Source organism: Rhabdaerophilum calidifontis, from assembly GCF_008641065.1.
GTDB lineage: Bacteria > Pseudomonadota > Alphaproteobacteria > Rhizobiales > Beijerinckiaceae > Rhabdaerophilum > Rhabdaerophilum calidifontis.
Genome location: NZ_VTRS01000001.1, coordinates 898,115 through 915,898 on the forward strand (window position 1 = coordinate 898,115; position 17,784 = coordinate 915,898).

At 65.5% G+C, this 17,784-nt stretch carries 15 protein-coding genes; 6 read left to right on the top strand and 9 right to left on the bottom strand.

Features of this window, described 5'->3' with window-relative positions; genetic code table 11:
- The first annotated feature begins 17 nt into the window (after positions 1–17).
- From FWJ24_RS04330 to FWJ24_RS04355, 6 genes are all read left to right on the top strand, one after another.
- Positions 18–1,496, top strand: coding sequence for a YcjX family GTP-binding protein (locus tag FWJ24_RS04330; RefSeq protein ID WP_246155502.1), 1,479 nt, complete (start codon positions 18–20; stop codon positions 1,494–1,496).
- Complete coding sequence (locus FWJ24_RS04335; protein ID WP_150286515.1) at positions 1,493–2,539, top strand: TIGR01620 family protein; 1,047 nt, start codon at positions 1,493–1,495, stop codon at positions 2,537–2,539. The genes FWJ24_RS04330 and FWJ24_RS04335 overlap by 4 nt, the downstream gene beginning before the upstream one ends.
- Positions 2,540–2,718: 179 nt before the next feature.
- On the top strand, positions 2,719–4,062 hold the full coding sequence (locus tag FWJ24_RS04340) for a flagellar hook protein FlgE (RefSeq protein ID WP_150286516.1): 1,344 nt from the start codon (positions 2,719–2,721) through the stop codon (positions 4,060–4,062).
- Between the two features lie 311 nt (positions 4,063–4,373).
- Complete coding sequence (locus FWJ24_RS04345; RefSeq protein ID WP_150286517.1) at positions 4,374–5,723, top strand: flagellar hook protein FlgE; 1,350 nt, start codon at positions 4,374–4,376, stop codon at positions 5,721–5,723.
- Positions 5,724–5,766: 43 nt separating this feature from the next.
- Positions 5,767–7,662: a flagellar hook-associated protein FlgK gene (gene flgK, locus FWJ24_RS04350; RefSeq protein ID WP_166443581.1), complete on the top strand. Its 1,896-nt coding sequence runs from the start codon at positions 5,767–5,769 to the stop codon at positions 7,660–7,662.
- A gap of 3 nt (positions 7,663–7,665) precedes the next feature.
- Positions 7,666–9,195, top strand: coding sequence for a flagellin (locus tag FWJ24_RS04355; RefSeq protein WP_150286519.1), 1,530 nt, complete (start codon positions 7,666–7,668; stop codon positions 9,193–9,195).
- 149 nt (positions 9,196–9,344) lie between these two features.
- Here the strand turns inward: FWJ24_RS04355 and flaF are convergent, their stop codons facing one another.
- From flaF to FWJ24_RS04400, 9 genes are all read right to left on the bottom strand, one after another.
- Complete coding sequence (gene flaF, locus FWJ24_RS04360; protein ID WP_150286520.1) at positions 9,345–9,788, bottom strand: flagellar biosynthesis regulator FlaF; 444 nt, start codon at positions 9,786–9,788, stop codon at positions 9,345–9,347.
- Complete coding sequence (gene flbT / locus FWJ24_RS04365; RefSeq protein ID WP_150286521.1) at positions 9,730–10,164, bottom strand: flagellar biosynthesis repressor FlbT; 435 nt, start codon at positions 10,162–10,164, stop codon at positions 9,730–9,732. The genes flaF and flbT overlap by 59 nt, the downstream gene beginning before the upstream one ends.
- 168 nt (positions 10,165–10,332) lie before the next feature.
- Complete coding sequence (locus FWJ24_RS04370) at positions 10,333–11,112, bottom strand: cephalosporin hydroxylase family protein (RefSeq protein WP_150286522.1); 780 nt, start codon at positions 11,110–11,112, stop codon at positions 10,333–10,335.
- A gap of 12 nt (positions 11,113–11,124) precedes the next feature.
- Positions 11,125–11,961, bottom strand: a complete 837-nt coding sequence (locus FWJ24_RS04375) for an NAD-dependent epimerase/dehydratase family protein (protein ID WP_166443582.1) — start codon at positions 11,959–11,961, stop codon at positions 11,125–11,127.
- Complete coding sequence (locus tag FWJ24_RS04380; RefSeq protein ID WP_150286523.1) at positions 11,958–12,446, bottom strand: acyltransferase; 489 nt, start codon at positions 12,444–12,446, stop codon at positions 11,958–11,960. Before FWJ24_RS04380 ends, FWJ24_RS04375 begins: the two co-directional genes overlap by 4 nt.
- The gene (locus tag FWJ24_RS04385) at positions 12,443–13,669 is read right to left on the bottom strand and encodes a class I SAM-dependent methyltransferase (protein ID WP_150286524.1); all 1,227 of its coding nucleotides are present in this window, start codon (positions 13,667–13,669) and stop codon (positions 12,443–12,445) included. Before FWJ24_RS04385 ends, FWJ24_RS04380 begins: the two co-directional genes overlap by 4 nt.
- A 103-nt stretch (positions 13,670–13,772) precedes the next feature.
- Complete coding sequence (gene rfbG / locus FWJ24_RS04390) at positions 13,773–14,837, bottom strand: CDP-glucose 4,6-dehydratase (protein WP_342788594.1); 1,065 nt, start codon at positions 14,835–14,837, stop codon at positions 13,773–13,775.
- Positions 14,834–15,604 carry a glucose-1-phosphate cytidylyltransferase gene (gene rfbF / locus FWJ24_RS04395; RefSeq protein ID WP_150286526.1) on the bottom strand — a complete coding sequence of 257 codons (771 nt, stop codon included), beginning with the start codon at positions 15,602–15,604 and terminating at the stop codon, positions 14,834–14,836. The genes rfbG and rfbF overlap by 4 nt, the downstream gene beginning before the upstream one ends.
- Entirely contained in the window at positions 15,604–17,565 is a 1,962-nt protein-coding gene (locus FWJ24_RS04400; RefSeq protein ID WP_166443583.1) for an O-linked N-acetylglucosamine transferase, SPINDLY family protein, read from the bottom strand. The genes rfbF and FWJ24_RS04400 overlap by 1 nt, the downstream gene beginning before the upstream one ends.
- Positions 17,566–17,784: the final 219 nt, after the last annotated feature.

The window sequence follows — 17,784 nt, forward strand, 5'->3', positions numbered from 1 at the left end:
ATCGCCATTCCTTGGCCATGACCTCGCCCCCCACGGTGCCTCAAGGCACGCTCTGGCAGCAGATCCGCGCCGGCACGGCCAATCTCGGCGCCTATCTCGGCGCGATGGGGCAGCCGAACCTGCGGCTGGGGGTGACGGGCCTCTCGCGCGCGGGCAAGACCGTGTTCATCACCGGGCTCGTGCATGCGCTGGTCGCGGGCGGGCGGCTGCCTGCTTTCGCGCTGATGGCGGAGGGGCGGCTCGCGGGCGCGCGCATCGTCGAGCACCCCGACGATTCGCTGCCGCGCTTCGCTTACGAGGACCATCTCGCGATGCTGACGGCACCGGATCGCGCCTGGCCGGATTCAACCCGGCAGATCTCGGCACTGAGCCTCGAACTCGATTACCAGAGCCGCCGGCGCTATCTCGGCGGCCTGATCGGGCCCGCTGGCTGGATCGGCGGGGGCCTCTCGCGGCTGGGGCTCGATATCGTCGATTATCCCGGCGAATGGCTGCTCGACCTGCCGCTGCTCGCGAAGAGCTATCGCGAATTCTCGGCCGAGACGCTGGTGCGCGCCGCAATCGGGCGCCGCGCCGCGCCCTTTGCCGGCTTCCTCGCGGCCCTGACGGAGATCGCGCCGGAGACGCCGCCCTCCGAGCCCGAGATCCGGCGCCTCGCGGAGGGCTTCGCCGCCGCCCTGCGCGCCTGCCGCGCCGAGGGGCGCGATCTCTCGGCGCTCGCGCCCGGTCGCTTCCTGATGCCGGGCGATCTCGAAGGCGCGCCGGCGCTGACCTTCGCGCCGCTCAGATTGCCGGAGGCGGGGAGCGCGCCGCCCGGATCGCTCTGGGCGTTGATGGAGCGACGCTACGAGGCCTACAAGGCACGTATCGTCCGGCCCTTTTTCACCGATCATTTCAGCCGGATCGACCGCCAGATCGTGCTGGTCGACGTGCTCGGCGCGCTCAATGGCGGCGCCGAGGCGCTCGCTGATCTCGAATCGGCGCTGGCCGACATCCTCGCGGCCTTCCGCGTCGGCGCCAATTCGCTGCTTTCGTCGCTGTTCGCGCCGCGGATCGACCGCATCCTCTTCGCGGTGACGAAGGCCGACCATCTCCACCACCGCAACCATGACCGGCTCGAAGCCATCCTGCGCCTCATCGTCCGCCGGGCGCAACACCGCGCGCGGGGCGCGGGCGTGGCGAGCGAAAGCCTCGCGCTCGCCGCGATCCGTGCGACCCGCGAGGTGACCGCGCGCGAGAACGGCGCGATGCTGCCCTGCGTCGCCGGCATCCCCATCGCCGGCGAAACGCTCGACGGCTTGTTGTTCGACGGCCGGCGCGAGGCGGCGCTGTTCCCCGGCGATCTGCCGGAACGGGCGGAGACGGTGTTCGCCAACCCGCCACCCCTGCGCTTCCTGCGCTTCCGGCCACCCTTGCCGCCGGAAGGCGAACCCGGCCTGCCGCATATCCGCCTCGACCGTGCGCTGGAATTCCTGATCGGAGACCTCGTCGCATGAGTGATGCGCCCCATCCCCCGCGCGCCATGCCGCTGCCGCCATCCCCGGCCGCCGCGCCGCGCGGGCCGCGCGCCTTCATGCTGGGGGAGGGCGCGGAGCCGGGCCATGCGGCGATCGAGCATCAGCCGGATTTCACCGCCGCCCCGCCGCCGGCTCCGGCTCCGGCCGCGCGGCGCGGCTGGCTTGGCGGGTTCATCCTTTCGGCGCTGGCGGGGCTGCTGGTGCTGGCGGCGCTCGATTCGCTCTGGGCACTGGCGGTTTCGCTGGAGGCCAAGGCGCCCTGGCTCGGGCGCGCAGCGCTCGTGCTCGCCGGGCTCGCTGCGGCAGGGATCGCGGCCTTCCTCGCCGCGGAGGCGATCGCGCTGCTGCGCCTGCGCCGCGCCGAGGCGCTTCGCCGTCAGGCAGCAGAATTTGCCGGGGCGCCGGACCCGGCGAAGGCGGCGGCGCTGCTGCGCCGGCTCGACCGCTTCTATGCCGACGATCCCGGCAGCACTGCCGCCCGTGCCGAAATCCGCCGCGCGCTCGGCGAGATCCACGATCCCTTGACCCTGGTCGCGATTGCCGAGCGCGCCCTGTTCCGGGCCAAGGACGCTGCGGCGCGGCAGGCGATCGCCGAGGCGGCGAGCCGCGTCTCGATCGTCACCGCGCTTTCCCCGCGCGCACTTGTCGATGTCGCTTTCGTGCTGTTCCAGAGCATCCGGCTGGTGCGGGCGCTGTCGGCGATCTATGGCGGCAGGGCGAGCGGCCTGGGGCTTCTCCGGCTTGCGGCGCGGGTGTTCGGGCATCTCGCCATCACCGGCGGGGTGGCGATGGCAGACCAACTCGTGAGCCAGTTCGTCGGCGCCGGCCTTGCGGCGCGGATCTCCGCCAAGCTCGGCGAAGGGGTGCTCAACGGCATTCTGACCGCACGGATCGGCCTCGCCGCGCTCGATCTGTGCCGGCCGCTCCCCTTCATGGCTTGCGAACCTGTAATTCTATCTGAAGTTGTAAAAAACACCATAAAACAAGAAAAAGTTGCGGAAAATCCTGCCGCGCAAACCTGAAATCCGGCGAAAACTGCCAGCAACTCTGGCGTGTTGTCCGTTTTAACTATCTGAAATATCTCGATCTCATCGCGTGGCACGGGCCTTGCCAACTTCGATTGGCAGGCAGGGGCCTAGTGAAGTCTCGCGTTCGGGCGCTTGCCACCCGTTTCTTCTGACAGCGATCGAGGTTCGCGTTCATGGGTATCTTCGGTGCAATGACCACGGCGATCTCGGGCCTCAACGCCCAGAGCTTCGCCCTTGAGAACATCTCCGGCAACATCGCGAACTCGCGGACGACGGGCTTCAAGCGCGTTGACACCTCGTTCGCGGATCTGATCCCGGACCTGCCGCCCCGCCGGGAGATTTCCGGCTCGGTCGGCGCCTTCTCCCGCAACACGGCCACCATTGCCGGTGACGTGCAGGGCAGCCAGATCGCCACCAACATGGCGGTTTCCGGCCAGGGCTTCTTCATCGTCAAGCAGCAGAGCGGCGGCGCCTCGGGGCAGCCGGTCTTCACCGGCCAGAACTACTATACCCGCCGCGGCGATTTCGATCTCGACCGCAACGGCTACCTCACCAACGGCACCGGCTATTACCTGATGGGATATCCGGTCAACGCCTCGACCGGCGCGGTTTCGGGTGCGCTTCAGGTGCTGCGCGTTTCGTCGGACAACCTGCCGGCGCGCGCCACAACCAGCATCGATTACAACGCCAACCTGCCGAAATATCCGCTGACGGCGAATGCCGATCCCGCGGTGGCGGGCTCGGAACTCCTGACCGGCGCGCTCTATACGGGCGCGACCATTGCGGCGGTGGACGAGCAGGGCTTCCTCAACCGCACGATCGCGGGCCAGACGGTGACGGTCTATGACGCCGCCGGTTCGCCGATCACGCTTCAGATGCGCTGGGGCAAGACCACCAACGCGGCGCCGGAGACCTGGAGCCTCTATTATCTCTCGGATTCCAACGCCGTCGGCGCGGCGCCGAAATGGACCCGCGTGTCGAACACGGTCCAGTTCAACGCCTCCGGTCAGATGACCTCGCCGGCCTCCGGCGTGATCACCGGCACCTATACGGTCAACGGCGTCACCAGCGGCACGATCGATCTCAATTTTGGCACCAGCGGGCTGACCCAGTTCGCCGATCCGAACGGGCAGGAGACGCCGAATTTCATCGGCCAGAACGGCTACCCGACCGGCTCGCTGCAATCGGTCCGCGCGACCGATGGCGGCCTGATCACCGGCACGTACTCGAACGGCCAGACGGTGACGCTCGCCCAGGTGCCGCTCGCGCAGTTCCCGGCCGACAACCTGCTCAAGCGCAACGATGGCGGCGTTTTCGAGGAAACGCTCGAATCCGGCCAGGCGCTGATCACGGCCGGCGGATCCAACATCGTCGGGTCTTCGACGGAGGCCTCGAACGCCGACATCGCGGACGAGTTCTCCAAGATGATCGTCACCCAGCAGGCCTATTCCGCGAATACCCGCGTCGTCACCACCGCGCAGCAGATGCTGCAGGACGTGATCAACATCATCCGCTAACCTGAAGGGTGCCCGATCTCCGGGCTGATCCGATGGCCGAGTGTCTCGCAGCGTATCGCGACGAAGCTCCGGAGGGCCCCGCCCTCCGGCGCGGCGCCTCGGCGGCGATGCCCGGCAAGCTTTGCCGCCCGCCCGGCAAGGGACGCCGCTCCGGACGAGGGCGAAACAATCAACACAACCATAAGTTGATGATATTTAACAAACGCAACTCTGGCATGGTTCCTGCCGGGGGAAGCCTGCGGCCGGCCCGCGACGCGTGGTGCGTCACGGGCGCGGCCGGGTTTTTCCCGCTGCCAGACGAGGTTGCGTCCATGGGTATCTTCGGTGCGATGACCACCGCCGTCTCCGGGCTCAATGCCCAGAGCTACGCGCTCGAGAACATTTCCGGCAATATCGCCAACAGCCGCACGACCGGGTTCAAGCGGGTCGACACGACCTTCTCGACCCTGGTGCCCGACCTGCCCGAGCGCCGGGCGCTCGCGGGATCGGTCTCGAGCTTCAGCCGCGGCACCAACACGGTGCAGGGCGATTTCATCGCGAGCCAGATCCAGACGCATGTCGCGCTCTCGGGCGAGGGGTTCTTCGCGGTCAAGCAGCGCACGTCCTTCGTCGATGGCGCGCCGGTCTTCGCCGGTGCCAACGCCTATACCCGGCGCGGTGATTTCGAGCTTTCGAACAACGGCTATCTCGTCAACGGTGCCGGATACTATCTGATGGGCTATCCGATCGACCCGAATACCGGGTCGGCGAGCGGCTCGGCGCTCCAGATTCTGCGCATCGCCAGCGACAACCTGCCGGCCCGCACCACGCAGCAGATCGAATATCGCGGCAACCTGCCGAGCTATCCGCTGACCGCGCAGGCGGATGCGCAGGTCGCTGGTTCGGAGCTGCTCTCCGGCGCCGCCTATACCGGTGCGACGATTGCCGCGAGTGACGAGGCCGTGTTCCTCGACCGCACGATCGCCGGGCAATCGCTGACGATCTACAACGCGATCGGTAACCCGATCGACATCCAGCTTCGCTGGGGCAAGACCTCCAACATCTCCGGCGCCGAGACCTGGAGCCTTTACTACCAGTCTGATTCCGCCGCCACCGGCGCGGCGCCGAAATGGACCCGGGTCTCCAATGCCGTGACCTTCGATTCCAGCGGTCGCATGACCGCGCCGGCCTCCGGCGCGCTGAGCCAGGTCTTCACGGTCAACGGCGCAACGAGCGGCACCATCAGCCTGAATTTCGGCCTGACGGGGCTCACCCAATTCGCCGATGCCAGCGGCACGATCAATGTCAACACTCTCAACCAGGACGGCTTCCCCTCCGGCACGCGCACCAGCGTGCAGATCGGCGAGGGGGGGCGGCTGATGGGCGTGTTCTCGAACGGCCGGACGGTCGCGCTGGCGCAGATCCCGATCACGCAATTCGCCGCCGATTCCCTGCTCAAGCGCCGCGATGGCGGCGTGTTCGAGGAAACGCTGGAATCCGGCCAGCCGATCTTCTCGGATGCCGGGCGCAATCTCGTCGGCGGCACGCTCGAGAACTCGAATGCCGATGTCGCCGACGAATTCTCGAAGATGATCGTCACGCAGCAGGCCTACTCGGCCAACACGCGGATCATCACCACCGCGCAGCAGATGCTGCAGGACGTGATCAACATTATCCGGTGAGGACGGCGAGACCGCGGGACCGGCGCGGCGGATGGAGGATGGAATGGGACTTTTCGCTTCCCTGCACAACGCAGTCTCGGGGCTGACGGTGAATCAGTCGCAGATGGGCCTCGTCTCGCGCAACATCGCGAATGCGGGCACGGTCGGCTATTCACGGCGGGTGCTCAACGTCAAGGAAACGAGCGCGCTCGGCATCACCGCCGGCGCGGTCCGCGAGGTCAGCGTCGACCGCGTGCTCGACGAATTGCTGCAGAAGCAGCTGCGCACCGAGGCCGCCGGTGCGGCCTATACCTCGGTCAAGGCCGATTACCTCCAGCGGGTCGATTCGCTGTTCGGCCAGCCCGGCAGCGCCGCCGGGCTCAACACGATCTACGGGAATTTCTCGACCGCCATCCAGCAGCTCGCGGCCGACCCGGCCTCGCCGACGACGCGCCAGAACGCGCTCGCCTCGGCGCAGAGCCTCGCCGCGACGCTGAACTCGCTCTCCGAGAACATCCAGCTCATGCGCGGCGAGATCGAGGCGAAGATCGCCGACGAGGTGCAATATGTGAATGGCCTGCTCGAAGGCATCGAGCTGACGACCAAGAAGCTCAACGAGATCCAGGATTCCGCGACCCGCCAGGGCCTGCTCGACCAGCGCGACAAGTATATCGACGAGCTTTCCGGCTATTTCGACCTGCGGACCTTCGATTCCGGCACCGGAAACTTCAACATCTATACGACGGCCGGCGGGCCGCTCTTCGTCGAGGGGCGGCGGCTGCGCCTCCAGTTCGATGAACGCTTCGCGGTCTCGGCCAACGCGCTCTATGACCCGAATCCCGCGCTGAGCGGGCTCGGCTCGCTGTCGATCGCCGATCCGATCGGCGGTGCGATCGCGCTTTCGAGCCAGGGGCTGGTCCGCTCCGGCTCGTTCGGCGCGCTGTTCGACCTGCGCGACAAGCTGCTCGTCGAGACTCAGGCACATCTCGACGAATTCGCCGCCGCCCTGACCACCTCGCTCGGCGACCGGACGGTTGCCGGAACGGCCGCGACCGTCGGCCTCCAGCAGGGCTTCGATCTCGATCTCAACGCGCTCCAGAGCGGCAATGTCGTGACGCTCGAATATACCGAGCAGCCGGCCGGCACTCGGCACAAGGTTTCGCTCATCGCCGTCAACAATCCGGCCGCGCTGCCCTTGCCGGCCGCTTCGACCGCCGATCCCAACGATATCGAATTCGGCATCGATTTCTCCGGCGGCATGGGGCCGGCGATCGCGGCGATCGGCGCTGCGCTCGCCACCGTGCCGGGCGGCGCGGCCTTCACGGTCAACAATCTCGGCGCCGGCGTGGTGCAGATCCTCGATGACGGCGGCGCCAATACGCTCGACGTCAACGCGCTCTCGGCGCGTGCGACCGTGACGGCGCTGACCGATCAGGGGCTGGCGCTGCCGTTCTTCGTCGACGGCAATTCCGGTTCGCAGATCTATACCGGGAGCCTGGATCTCGGGTCGCAGAAGCGCGGCTTCTCGAACGGCATCAAGGTCAACCCGGCGCTGCTCGCCGATCCGAGCCGGCTCGTCGTCTACCAGACGGTGCCGACCACGACCGCGATCGGCGATCCGGCGCGCCCGAGCTTCCTGCGCGACCAGATCCAGTCCTGGGAGACGGATTTTACCCCGGCGATCTCGCTCACGGGGTCGACCTCCATCTATCGCGGCACGTCCGGTCAGTTCCTCGACCGCGTAATCGCGACGCAATCGCAGGCGGCGAGCAACGCCCAGGCGCTGGCCGAGGGACAGGAAGTCGTCATCTCGACCTTGCGCGAGCGCTTCGCCGAGATTTCCGGGGTCAATACCGATCAGGAAATGTCCGATCTGATCGCGATCCAGAACATCTATTCCGCCAATGCGCGCATCGTCTCCGCCGTGCGCGACATGTTCGATGCCCTTCTGAGGATCTGAGCCATGCCCTTCTTCAACAAGCTTTATCCGTTCGCGGCCGGCACGATCCGGTCTCAGCAGAACGCCGCGTCGCTCGTTTCCATGCGGGCGCAGCTCGACGATTACGCGCGCCAGCTCGCGAGCAAGCGCAAATCCGAGACCTATGGCGGGCTCGGCAACGAGCGCGTCAGTTCGCTGACTTTCCGCAACCAGCTCGGCGTGACCGAAGGCTACAAGAGCGTCGCGGATCTCACTGCCATCCGCCTCAAGGTCTATGACCAGAGCACCAACGAATTGCGCAAGATCGTCACCGATGCGCGCTCGGCGATGCTCAACACCCGCGGAACCGGCGGTTACCCGGAGATCACTGCGGCGGTGAAGCAGGTGCAGGCACAGTTCGAGCAGATGCTGACTTCGCTCAATGCCCAGCACGAGGGGCTCTATCTCTATTCCGGGCGCACGCGCGATGTCCGGCCGGTGGTCGATGCCAATACCCTGATGTGGGGCGACGGCACCAATGCCGGCCTGCGTCAGGTGGTCGACGAGCGCCGGCAGGCCGATCTCGGCGTGACCGGTCTCGGCCGCATGACCCTGGGCATCGCCGCTTCGACCGTGACCCTGTCTGAGGATGCGGTCGGCAATCCGTTCGGGATCAAGCTCGTCCCCGGTTCCGCGGGCGGCAGCATGTCGAATGTCACCGTCACCGGCCCCGCCGGCGCCCCGGTCAATATCAGCTTCAACTTCACCGGCCAGCCGAATTCCGGCGAGCGCCTGACCTTCACGGTGACGCTGCCGGACGGCAAGACGATGAATCTCGGCTTCGCCGTCGATACCGCCGGAACCGCGGAGGATACGGTCTTCGCGCTTGGCGCCACCCCGGCCGCGACGGCCGCCAACCTCCAGGCGGCCATCCAATCGCGGCTGAGCTCGATCGCCGGGGGCGAATTGCGCGCGGCCTCAGGCCTCGTCGCGGCCCGGGAATTCTTCTCGGGCTCCGCGAGCACCCCGGTTCCGCGCGTCGCCGGCCCGCCCTTCAACACTTCGACCACCTATGCCGCGCCCGGCACCCGCCCGACCGTGATCTGGTATCGGGGCGACGACGATGTCAGCGTGGCCGCCCGGGACACGCAACGCGCCGAGATCGACAACGGCACTTCCGTCAGCATCGGTGCCCGTGCCAATGAGGTTGCGCTTCGCGATTCGCTCGTCGCGCTCGGCATGTTCCTCGCCGATGATTATCCGCCGGGCATGCCCTCGACGCAGGACCGGTTCGACGCCGCCTCGGGCCGCGCGATCACGACCTTCGCCTCGACCGGCGGGCCGGACGCCATCCTTGAACTCAATGCCGATTTCGGGCGCGCCGCCGCGCAGGTCGAGGCGTCGAAAACCCGGCATGATGACCGGAAGCTGTTCCTCAACGGGCTGCTGACCGAGATCGAGGGCGTCAACACGGAAGAGGTCGCGGTGCTGCTCACCACGCTCCAGACGCGGCTCGAGGCGAGCTATCAGACGACCTCGACCCTCAACCGGCTCTCGCTGGTCAATTACCTCTGACATCGCGTCGAGACTGCCGGATTTCCGGGGCGCCCTGCGGGGCGCCCTTTCTGTTGGTGCGTCGGGTTGCGGCCGCCGGGGCCCGGAGGCGCCCCAAAGCAAACCGGCGCCCGAGGGGCGCCGGCGAGACGGGAGAATGGGGAAATATCTCAGGACGCCGCGGCGACCGGTGCCTGGCTGGCGGGCAATCGCGGCGGCATCTGTTCCGATGACGGGGCGCCGAGCGGACCAGCATTGCCGCGCAGACCGGCGGCCACATGCTGGTTGATCTCGATCAGCAGATCGAGCTTGGTCACATCCGGCTCGAACAGGATCCGCATGCACTGGTTGATGACGAAGCGGGAGAGACCGATGATGTTCTTGCGCATTTCCGGCGGCATCGGACAATCGTCCTCGGTCGCCGATGCCAGAAAAATCGCCCAGACCTTGCGGTTATGCGCAAGCGGATCCTCGATCACGGCGATGCTCGGATCCCAGTTCTCCTTCAGCGCCTGGAGCCGGCTCGCGGCCTTCAGGAGCGCGCGGGCCTCGAGTTCACGCTGGCTGAGCGCGAGGGACTGGGTTTTCGCGTAGGCTTGAATTCCCGGCTGCATGCTCAAGTAACTTCCTCTCGTACGCCAGAAGCTGTTTCGCTTCCTTGAGGGCTTTGTAGAATTCTGCGTTTAAGATATGGTTGTGGATGGCCATAAGAATTCTGGTTGAGCTGGGCACGGCCTCCTGAAAATCTGACATTAATTTGTTGTATGTCCCGATATTGTCGGCAACGCGTCCGTCAATATACATCAATTGTATCGCGAGATAGATCAGCTTCGCCGGCGTATCCGCCGATTTCGGGCTGAGAATGTCCTTCTCGCGCAGGATGGGGGCGTGGCCCTCGATGACGAGACTGGTCCGCTGGTCACCATTCCTCACCACGGCGGTGCCGATGATGATCCGTTCGTTGGGCTTCAACTCAACCTTGAGGGCCACGATCGGCCTCCTTCCTGCGCCCCGCAGTTCATCATGCGGGAGTAAACATCCCGTTGCCGACAGCAGGGGCTACTGCCGAATCATCCTTATGATACAACCTGAAATAGAAAATGAAATATGGTATTCATCCTGCGTGCCGCGGGGCGCGGGGGAGGAATCGGGCCGCGCTTACGCAACCCGTTTCAGGAAGCCGTCGGCGCAGACCGAGACCATCAGCTTGCCCTCGATCGCTTTGTCGATCGCGAATTCGGGATGCCGCGTGAGGTATTCGCGCAGAGCGGTCTTCGGATTGTTTCCGGGCGCCCAGGGCCGGTCGGGGAAGAGGTCGGCCGGCATATCCTCGACGAAGCTGTCGAACACCACGCAATAGCTGTCGCGGCTCACCAGCGGCGCATAGGCTTCGAGTTCGGCCAGGACATGGGCATGGGTGTGCATCGAATCGAGGAAGACCATCACGCGGCGGTGCCCTTGCGCGGCGGCCCTGACGGTCTCGACCGTTTCCGGGGCGATGCTCGAGCCTTCGACCAGCGTCAGCAGCGGGCGCAGGGGATGCGCGTCGAGCGCGGCGCGGTTATGCGGCCGGATGTCGATATCGATGCCGATGACCTTGCGCGTCGATTGGCGGGGATCGAGCGGTGCGCCCGTCTCCATCGCCTCGCAATAATCGAGCATGGCGAGGATCGAGGCGGAGAGGATCAGCGAGCCGCCATGCGCGATGCCGGTCTCGATCACGAGATCTGGCTTCACGGTCCAGATCAGCTCCTGGACCGCCCACATATCCTGCGGATACTGGATTATCGGCCGACCGAGCCAGTCGAAATTGTAGACGTATTTCTTCCGCATCGAGGCTTCGAGGAAATCGCGCGAGAGCCTGCGGAAACCGGCATCCTCGGCATAGGCGGCAAGGCGCTCCTCACGCTCGGCGGCGAATTGCTTGACCGGGTCCATCCGATCCTCCGTTCACTGGGTTTTCGGGGTCGTCAGGCGCGAATCGGTGTTGATCCCGCCGAAGACGGATTTGAGCACGTCGCGCGGGGCGAAGCGGAATTCCTGGCGGATGCGGCCGATATCGATCGCCGGAAATTCGACGCGCGGGGCGTTGGGCATGACCTCGATGCGGCAGCCGGTCTTGGCCGCGAGCCAGTAGGTCCATTCGCGATGGCTGATCTTGCGGCCGCTCGCGAGGTTGTAGAGGCGGTGGCGACCTTGGGTCGCGATTTCCGGCAGCAGCGTCAGCACATCCTCGATATGGACGTAATCCTTCGCCGAATCCGGCGCGGTGCGCAGCGTCACCGTTCCGGTCCGCGCCTCGCGGATCAGCGAGGGCAGGAAGTTCTGCGAATCGGGATCGTCGGCGCCGATCACGTTGGAGAGCCGCACCGCGCGGATCGTGCCGCGCCCGGCATGCAGGCACAGGCTCTCGCCCATCAGCTTCGACAGGTCGTAGAGATCCGAAGCGGCATTGGGGTTGACGAGGAGGGCGCTGTCCTCGTCCACGCGCGAATCCGCCGGCAGGCCGCCATAGACCCGGGTCGAGGAGAGATAGGTCAGGCTCTCGAACTCCGCGCGCGCGATGAGTTCGCGCAGCACGCAGACATGCGCCTCGACCGTTTCGAGCGGCCGGGTCCGGAAATCGGCGGTGATACCGATCGCATAGATCGCATGCCCGAGGGGGCGGGCGTGGATGCCGGGATCGCCGCGTGTGGGCGCATAGACCTCGTGCCCGGCCGTGGCCAGCCGCGAGACCAGCCGCCGGCCGATCGTGCCCGAGGCACCGAGGACGGTGAACATCGTCATTGCCGCCGCCCGATCTCGCGCAGCGGCGTCCCGGCATAGACGGTATAGGCTGCCAGTTCGCCCTTGATCACCGATCCGGCGCCGACGACGGAACCCCGGCGCAGGATGGCGCCGTCAAGCAGCACGCAATTGGCGCCGATCCAGACATCGTCCTCCACGATGATGCCACCCTTGCCCGGCAGGAACCCCTGTTCGCGGATCAGCCGCGCGGCATCCCTGTAGGCGTGGTTGACCGGCGCGAAGGTGCAGTTCGCCGCGATGGCCACGGAATTGCCGATGCGGATTCCCTGGCCCGTATAGAGCACACAGCCGGAATTGATGGTCACATGCTCGCCGATGACGAGATCGCCCATGCCGCCGGCCGGCTTGATCTTCACGAAACTGTCGATCACCGAATGCGCGCCGATCTCGATCCGCGTGCCGCGGGTCGAATCCTCGATATCGGCGAGCGCCGAGACGCGCGCGGTCTCGTGGATGACGATCACAGAACCTCCAGCTTCGGCACGGCGACCACGAATTTCGCGCCCCAGCCCCGGGCTTCCTCCAGCTGCCCCATCACCTCGGCCTTCAGGTTCCAGGGCAGGATGACGATGCGGTCCGGCCGGTCGGCAAGCAGATGCGCCTCGCCGACGATCGGGATGCGGCTTCCGGGCATGAATTTTCCCTGCTTCGCCGGGTTCCTGTCCACCACATAGGGGAGGAGGTCGGGGCGGATGCCGGCGAAGTTCATTAGCGTGTTGCCCTTGGCGGCCGCGCCATAGGCGCCGACCCGCAGGCCCTGCCGCTTCGCCTCGATCAGGAAGGCGACGAAATCGTCCTTGACCCGCTCCGCCGCGCGCTGGAAGCCGGCGTAGTAATCCGGGCCGGCCATGCCGAGCCCCGCCTCGCGCGCCAGCATCGCCGTCACCGCTTCGGAAACTGCGCGCCGCCCGGTATCGGCGCGCTGCGCGAAGACGCGGAGCGAGCCGCCATGGGTCGGCAATTCCTCGACATCGAAGACGGCGAGGCCGTTCCCGGCGAAGATCCGGCGGACTGCCGTGAGCGAGAGATACGAATAATGCTCGTGATAGGCGGTATCGAACTGGTTCTCGGCGACCATCCGCATCAGATGCGGGAATTCGAAGGTCGCGACGCCCTCCGGCTTGAGCAGCGCCGCAAAGCCGCCGACGAAATCGTTGATATCCGGCACATGGGCGAGCACGTTGTTGGCGGCGGTGAGATCCGCCGCCTTGCCCGCCGCCGCGAGCCGGCGCCCGAGCGCGACGCCGAAGAATTCCTCGATCGTCTCGATGCCCTTGGCGCGTGCGGCCGCTGCGGTGCTGCGCGTCGGTTCGATGCCGGTGCAGGGAATGCCGGCCGCCTGCACGAATTGCAGGAGATAGCCGTCATTCGAGGCGACCTCGACGACATGGCTCGCCGGCCCGAGGCCGAGCCTGGCGATCATCTGTTCGACATAGGCTTGCGAATGCGCGAGCCACGAGGCCGAGAAGGAGGAGAAATAGGCATAATCCTCGGTGAACAGCGCTTCGCGGCCGGCATAATCCTCGGTCTGCACCAGCCAGCAGCGCTCGCAGGCCATCAGCCGCAGCGGGAACCAGGTTTCCGGCGCGCGCAGCGCCTCGGCGCCGAGATAGGCGTTCGAGGGCGGCGCGGCGCCGAGATCGAGGAAGGTGAGGCGCAGCGGTGCCCCGCAATGCCGGCATGTCACGGCAAATCTCCTTGCATGGTCCTCGGCATGGTCTTCGGCGCATTCTCCAGCCCTCATAGGGTGATTCTCGGCGCGAAAGCAGCCTTTCCTGCATTGCTCGCGGCTATCGGCCATCCTCGAACGCCGCAATCTCGGCCGAGCAGAGGGCGGCGGCATCGGCGCCGCCCGCCTCTTCCCGATACCAGCGGATCGTGCGTTCGACGCTCTCGCGCAGGGCCCAGCGCGGGCCGAGGCCGAGTGCGGTGCGCACCTTGGCGACTTCGAGCGCAAGCCAGTTGGCCTCGTGCGGGCCGCGCGAGCCGTCGCCATAGCGGACCTCGCCGCCGCCCCAGATGCTCCGGGCGAGGTCCACCACGTCGCGGACGGTCGAGGCCTCATGGGTGGGGGGGCCGAAATTGTAGGCGCCGGCCAGGGCCGGCAGGCCCGCCATCGCCTCGGCAAGGACAAGATAGCCGCAGAGCGGTTCGAGCACGTGCTGCCAGGGTCGGATCGCGGCCGGTCGGCGGATCTCGAGCACGTCCCCCGCCAGCCAGGCGCGGACCGCGTCCGGGATCAGCCGGTCCTCGGCCCAATCGCCGCCGCCAATCACGTTGCCGGCGCGGGCGCTCGCCACCGCCATTCCCTGCGCGCGCAGGAAGGAATCGCGGTAGCTCGCGATGACGATCTCGCTCGCGGCCTTGGAGGCGGAATAGGGATCGTGCCCGCCGAGCGCGTCGTCCTCGCGGTAGGGATAGGGCCATTCGCGGTTGTGATAGACCTTGTCGGTGGTGATCATCACCGCGACACGCGCGCTTGCGAGATCGCGCAGCGCATCCAGCAGATGCGCGGTGCCCATCACATTGGCGGCGAAGGTCGCGACCGGCTCGCGATAGCTCGCCCGGACGAGCGGCTGCGCGGCGAGATGGAAGACAATCTCCGGCGCCGCTTCCCGCACCAGGCGGGCGAGGCCGGCGCCGTCGCGGATGTCGTGGAAATGGCTCGCCGCGCAATGCCCGGCGATTCCGGCCCGTTCGAACAGGCTCGGCGTGGTGTTGGGCGGCAGGGCGATGCCGGTCACCGCCGCGCCCATCCGCGCGAGCCAGAGCGTCAGCCAGCCGCCCTTGAACCCGGTATGACCTGTGACGAGGACATTCCGGCCGCGCCAGAACGCGGGATCGGGGCGTCTCACCAGATTTTCCATGGCGCCTTCCCGGAGGCCCAGAGATCCTCGAGGAGGTTCTTCTCGCGCAAGGTATCCATCGGCTGCCAGAACCCGTCATGGACGAAGGCATGCAACTCGCCTTCGGCCGCGAGGCTCTTCATCGGCTCCTGCTCCCAGCTCGTCGCGTCGCCCTCGATGCGGTCGATCACTTTCGGGGAGAGGACGAAGAAGCCGCCATTAATGAAACCGCCTTCGCCGCGCGGCTTCTCGACGAAGCCCTTCACCGCGTCGCCCTTCATGGAAAGCACGCCGAACCGTCCCGGCGGCAGCACCGCCGTGACCGTGGCGAGCCGGCCATGCGCCTTGTGGAAGGCGATGGCGGCGGTGATGTCGACATTCGAGACGCCGTCGCCATAGGTGAAGCAGAAGGCTTCCTCGTCGCGCAGGTATTTCCCGACGCGCTTGAGCCGGCCGCCGGTCATCGTGTCCTCGCCGGTATCGATCAGCGTCACCCGCCAGGGTTCGGCCTGCTCGCGATGCACCTCCATGCGGTTCTTCGTCATGTCGAAGGTGATGTCCGACATGTGCAGGAAGTAGTTCGCGAAATATTCCTTGATGACATAGCCCTTGTATCCGCAGCAGATGATGAATTCATTCACCCCGTGCGCGGAATACATCTTCATGATGTGCCAGAGGATCGGCTTGCCGCCGATCTCGATCATCGGCTTGGGCCGCAGATGCGTTTCTTCCGAAATGCGGGTTCCGAGCCCGCCGGCGAGGATGACGGCTTTCATCAGCGTTGCTCGTTGTAGCGCCGGACCATCTCCATATAGCCCGCCTCGAGCGCGCGGGTGCGCCCCTGGAAGTCGAAGAAGGGGCTGTTCTCCATCATCGGCCGCAGCTTCTGGCGGATCTCGGCGAGGGCGGGAATATCGGATGCCATCTGAACCGCCTTCTCGACGAATTGCTCCTCGGTGTCGACAACCCAATCGCCGAGGCCGAGCGGAGACAGGACCATGTCGGAAAGCCGGCCAACCGAGACGCGGTCGCGCTTGGAGATCACGGGCACGCCCGAGAACAGCGCCTCGAACGTCGTCGTGCCGGCATTGTGCGGCCAGCAATCAAGCGCGATGTCGAACTCGTGGTAGCCGTTCCAGTGTTCGAGCGTGCTGGTGAGCTCCACCCTGTCGCGGCTATAGCCGAGGCTTTCCAGGCGCCGGTAGAAGCGCTCGATCGTTTCTGGATCCTCGAAGGTTTTCTGGTCGAAGCGGAGTTTGCTGCCCGGCACGCGGTCGAGGATCTGTTTCCAGACCGAGAGCAGGCGGTTGTTCAGGCGGATCATCCGCGTCATCGTGCCGAAGGTGACGTAGCCCTTGCGCATGGCGGGCGGCTCGCAGACGTCAGGGGTGCGGTGACGCGGCGGGTTGTAAGCATAGACCGGCGCTTCGATTTGGAGAAGCTTTTCCGAGAAGTACGGCTCGCTGCCCGTCGGCGTGAAGTTCTTGTCACCGATGAAATAGTCGATCTCGTCGAGACCGGTCGTATAGCCAAATCCGAGATAGGTCGCCTGGATCGGCGCGGGCTTCATCGAAAGCGCAGAAAGGCGGTTGCCGAAGGTATGCCCTGCAAGATCTACCACGATATCGATGCCATCGTTATAGATCTGCTCCGCCATTTCTTCGTCATTCATCTGGGTAACATCGACCCATTTGTCGAAATACCGTCTGAGATACATTGTGTGCTCGTCCGGCTTGATGACGTTGGCGTAGGCGACGAGCTCGAATCGCGACCTATTGTGGTTGCGGAGAATCGGGTCAATAAAGAAGGAAACCACGTGCGTGTAAAGATCCGGCGATGAATAGGCGAGTCTGATGCGGCGATTTTCTATTTTTGCACGCTTTTCGTGATTATAGATTTTGGAGTTTTTGGATATAACCTTTGCGTGCTTGCGGTATTCTTGAAACACGTCTTCAGAAGTCTTGCGGTCGTCGTAGTTGATGGTGAAGAGATAGGCTGTTCCGGTAACGACGTTATTCGGGTTGATGGCGCGTGATTTCTCGTAATACGCCATCGCCTCTTCCAGCTCGCCCAGCACCACATGGGTGGTCGCAACAGCATTGAGCGCATCGTCCGAGGCGGCCTTGCTGGCTTCTACTGCTGCGTAGGCGTGCTCCAGGGCCTTCACATATTTCATCGTTTCCTGGTAGGAGCTGCACAGCATCTGATGTACGAGCGCATTATCTGGCTGCTTCTCGACGATGCTCTTGAGCATCTCGATGGATTCCTCGACATTCATCTTCTTGAGGCGACGCACGTTTGCGAAATTCATTCGTGCGGTTGTGTTGCGAGGATCGAGCGTCATCGCCCGCCAGAATTGCTGTTCGGCCTCGTCGAGCTTGTTGTCATGGACGAGCAATACGCCATTGTTGACGATCGCGTCCGGATAATGCGGCTCGATCGCGAGGGCGGCGTCGTTGAATTCCTTCGCTTCCTCCCAGTGTTTCTCGGCGAGGCGGATATTCGCGAGCGTCGTGAGCGCGGAGAAGTTCTGCGGATTGGCACGCACCGCGCGCCGGAGCATCTGCTCGGCGATCGCAACCTGCCCGTCCTTCTTCACGAGAACCGCGAGATTGCCGAGCACCTCCGATGCATCCGGGTGGCGCCGCAGGAGCCGCTTGTAGAGATCCTTGGCCTCATCGGGCCGGCCATTGAGCTGGGCGTCGACGGCCTTCGCGAACATCACGGCGGATTGCATTCTGTGCTCCGGAACCTTGATCTGGGTTCTGCTCCGCCGGACGGCGGAGACGGCTTCTGCCTGCCGCGGCGCGTATCGTTCCCGGAAACCCGGCATGGATGCCGGATTCGGAAGCCGCCGCCTCCGCGCGGTCCTGAGCAAGATTTGGTATAGGAAGATGGTTAACAAACGCGAAATGGCAGCTGGTTCCGCCCCGAGCCGTGCCCCATAACGAAAAAG

Coding starts and splice junctions, on each gene's coding strand:
- FWJ24_RS04370 (WP_150286522.1), bottom strand. CDS start 11,112: ATGGACCCGGTCAAGCAATTCGCCGCCGAGCGTGAGGAGCGCCTTGCC.
- flgK (WP_166443581.1), top strand. CDS start 5,767: ATGGGACTTTTCGCTTCCCTGCACAACGCAGTCTCGGGGCTGACGGTG.
- FWJ24_RS04375 (WP_166443582.1), bottom strand. CDS start 11,961: ATGACGATGTTCACCGTCCTCGGTGCCTCGGGCACGATCGGCCGGCGG.
- FWJ24_RS04335 (WP_150286515.1), top strand. CDS start 1,493: ATGAGTGATGCGCCCCATCCCCCGCGCGCCATGCCGCTGCCGCCATCC.
- flaF (WP_150286520.1), bottom strand. CDS start 9,788: ATGCAGCCGGGAATTCAAGCCTACGCGAAAACCCAGTCCCTCGCGCTC.
- FWJ24_RS04345 (WP_150286517.1), top strand. CDS start 4,374: ATGGGTATCTTCGGTGCGATGACCACCGCCGTCTCCGGGCTCAATGCC.
- rfbF (WP_150286526.1), bottom strand. CDS start 15,604: ATGAAAGCCGTCATCCTCGCCGGCGGGCTCGGAACCCGCATTTCGGAA.
- FWJ24_RS04330 (WP_246155502.1), top strand. CDS start 18: ATGACCTCGCCCCCCACGGTGCCTCAAGGCACGCTCTGGCAGCAGATC.
- FWJ24_RS04340 (WP_150286516.1), top strand. CDS start 2,719: ATGGGTATCTTCGGTGCAATGACCACGGCGATCTCGGGCCTCAACGCC.
- FWJ24_RS04355 (WP_150286519.1), top strand. CDS start 7,666: ATGCCCTTCTTCAACAAGCTTTATCCGTTCGCGGCCGGCACGATCCGG.
- FWJ24_RS04400 (WP_166443583.1), bottom strand. CDS start 17,565: ATGCAATCCGCCGTGATGTTCGCGAAGGCCGTCGACGCCCAGCTCAAT.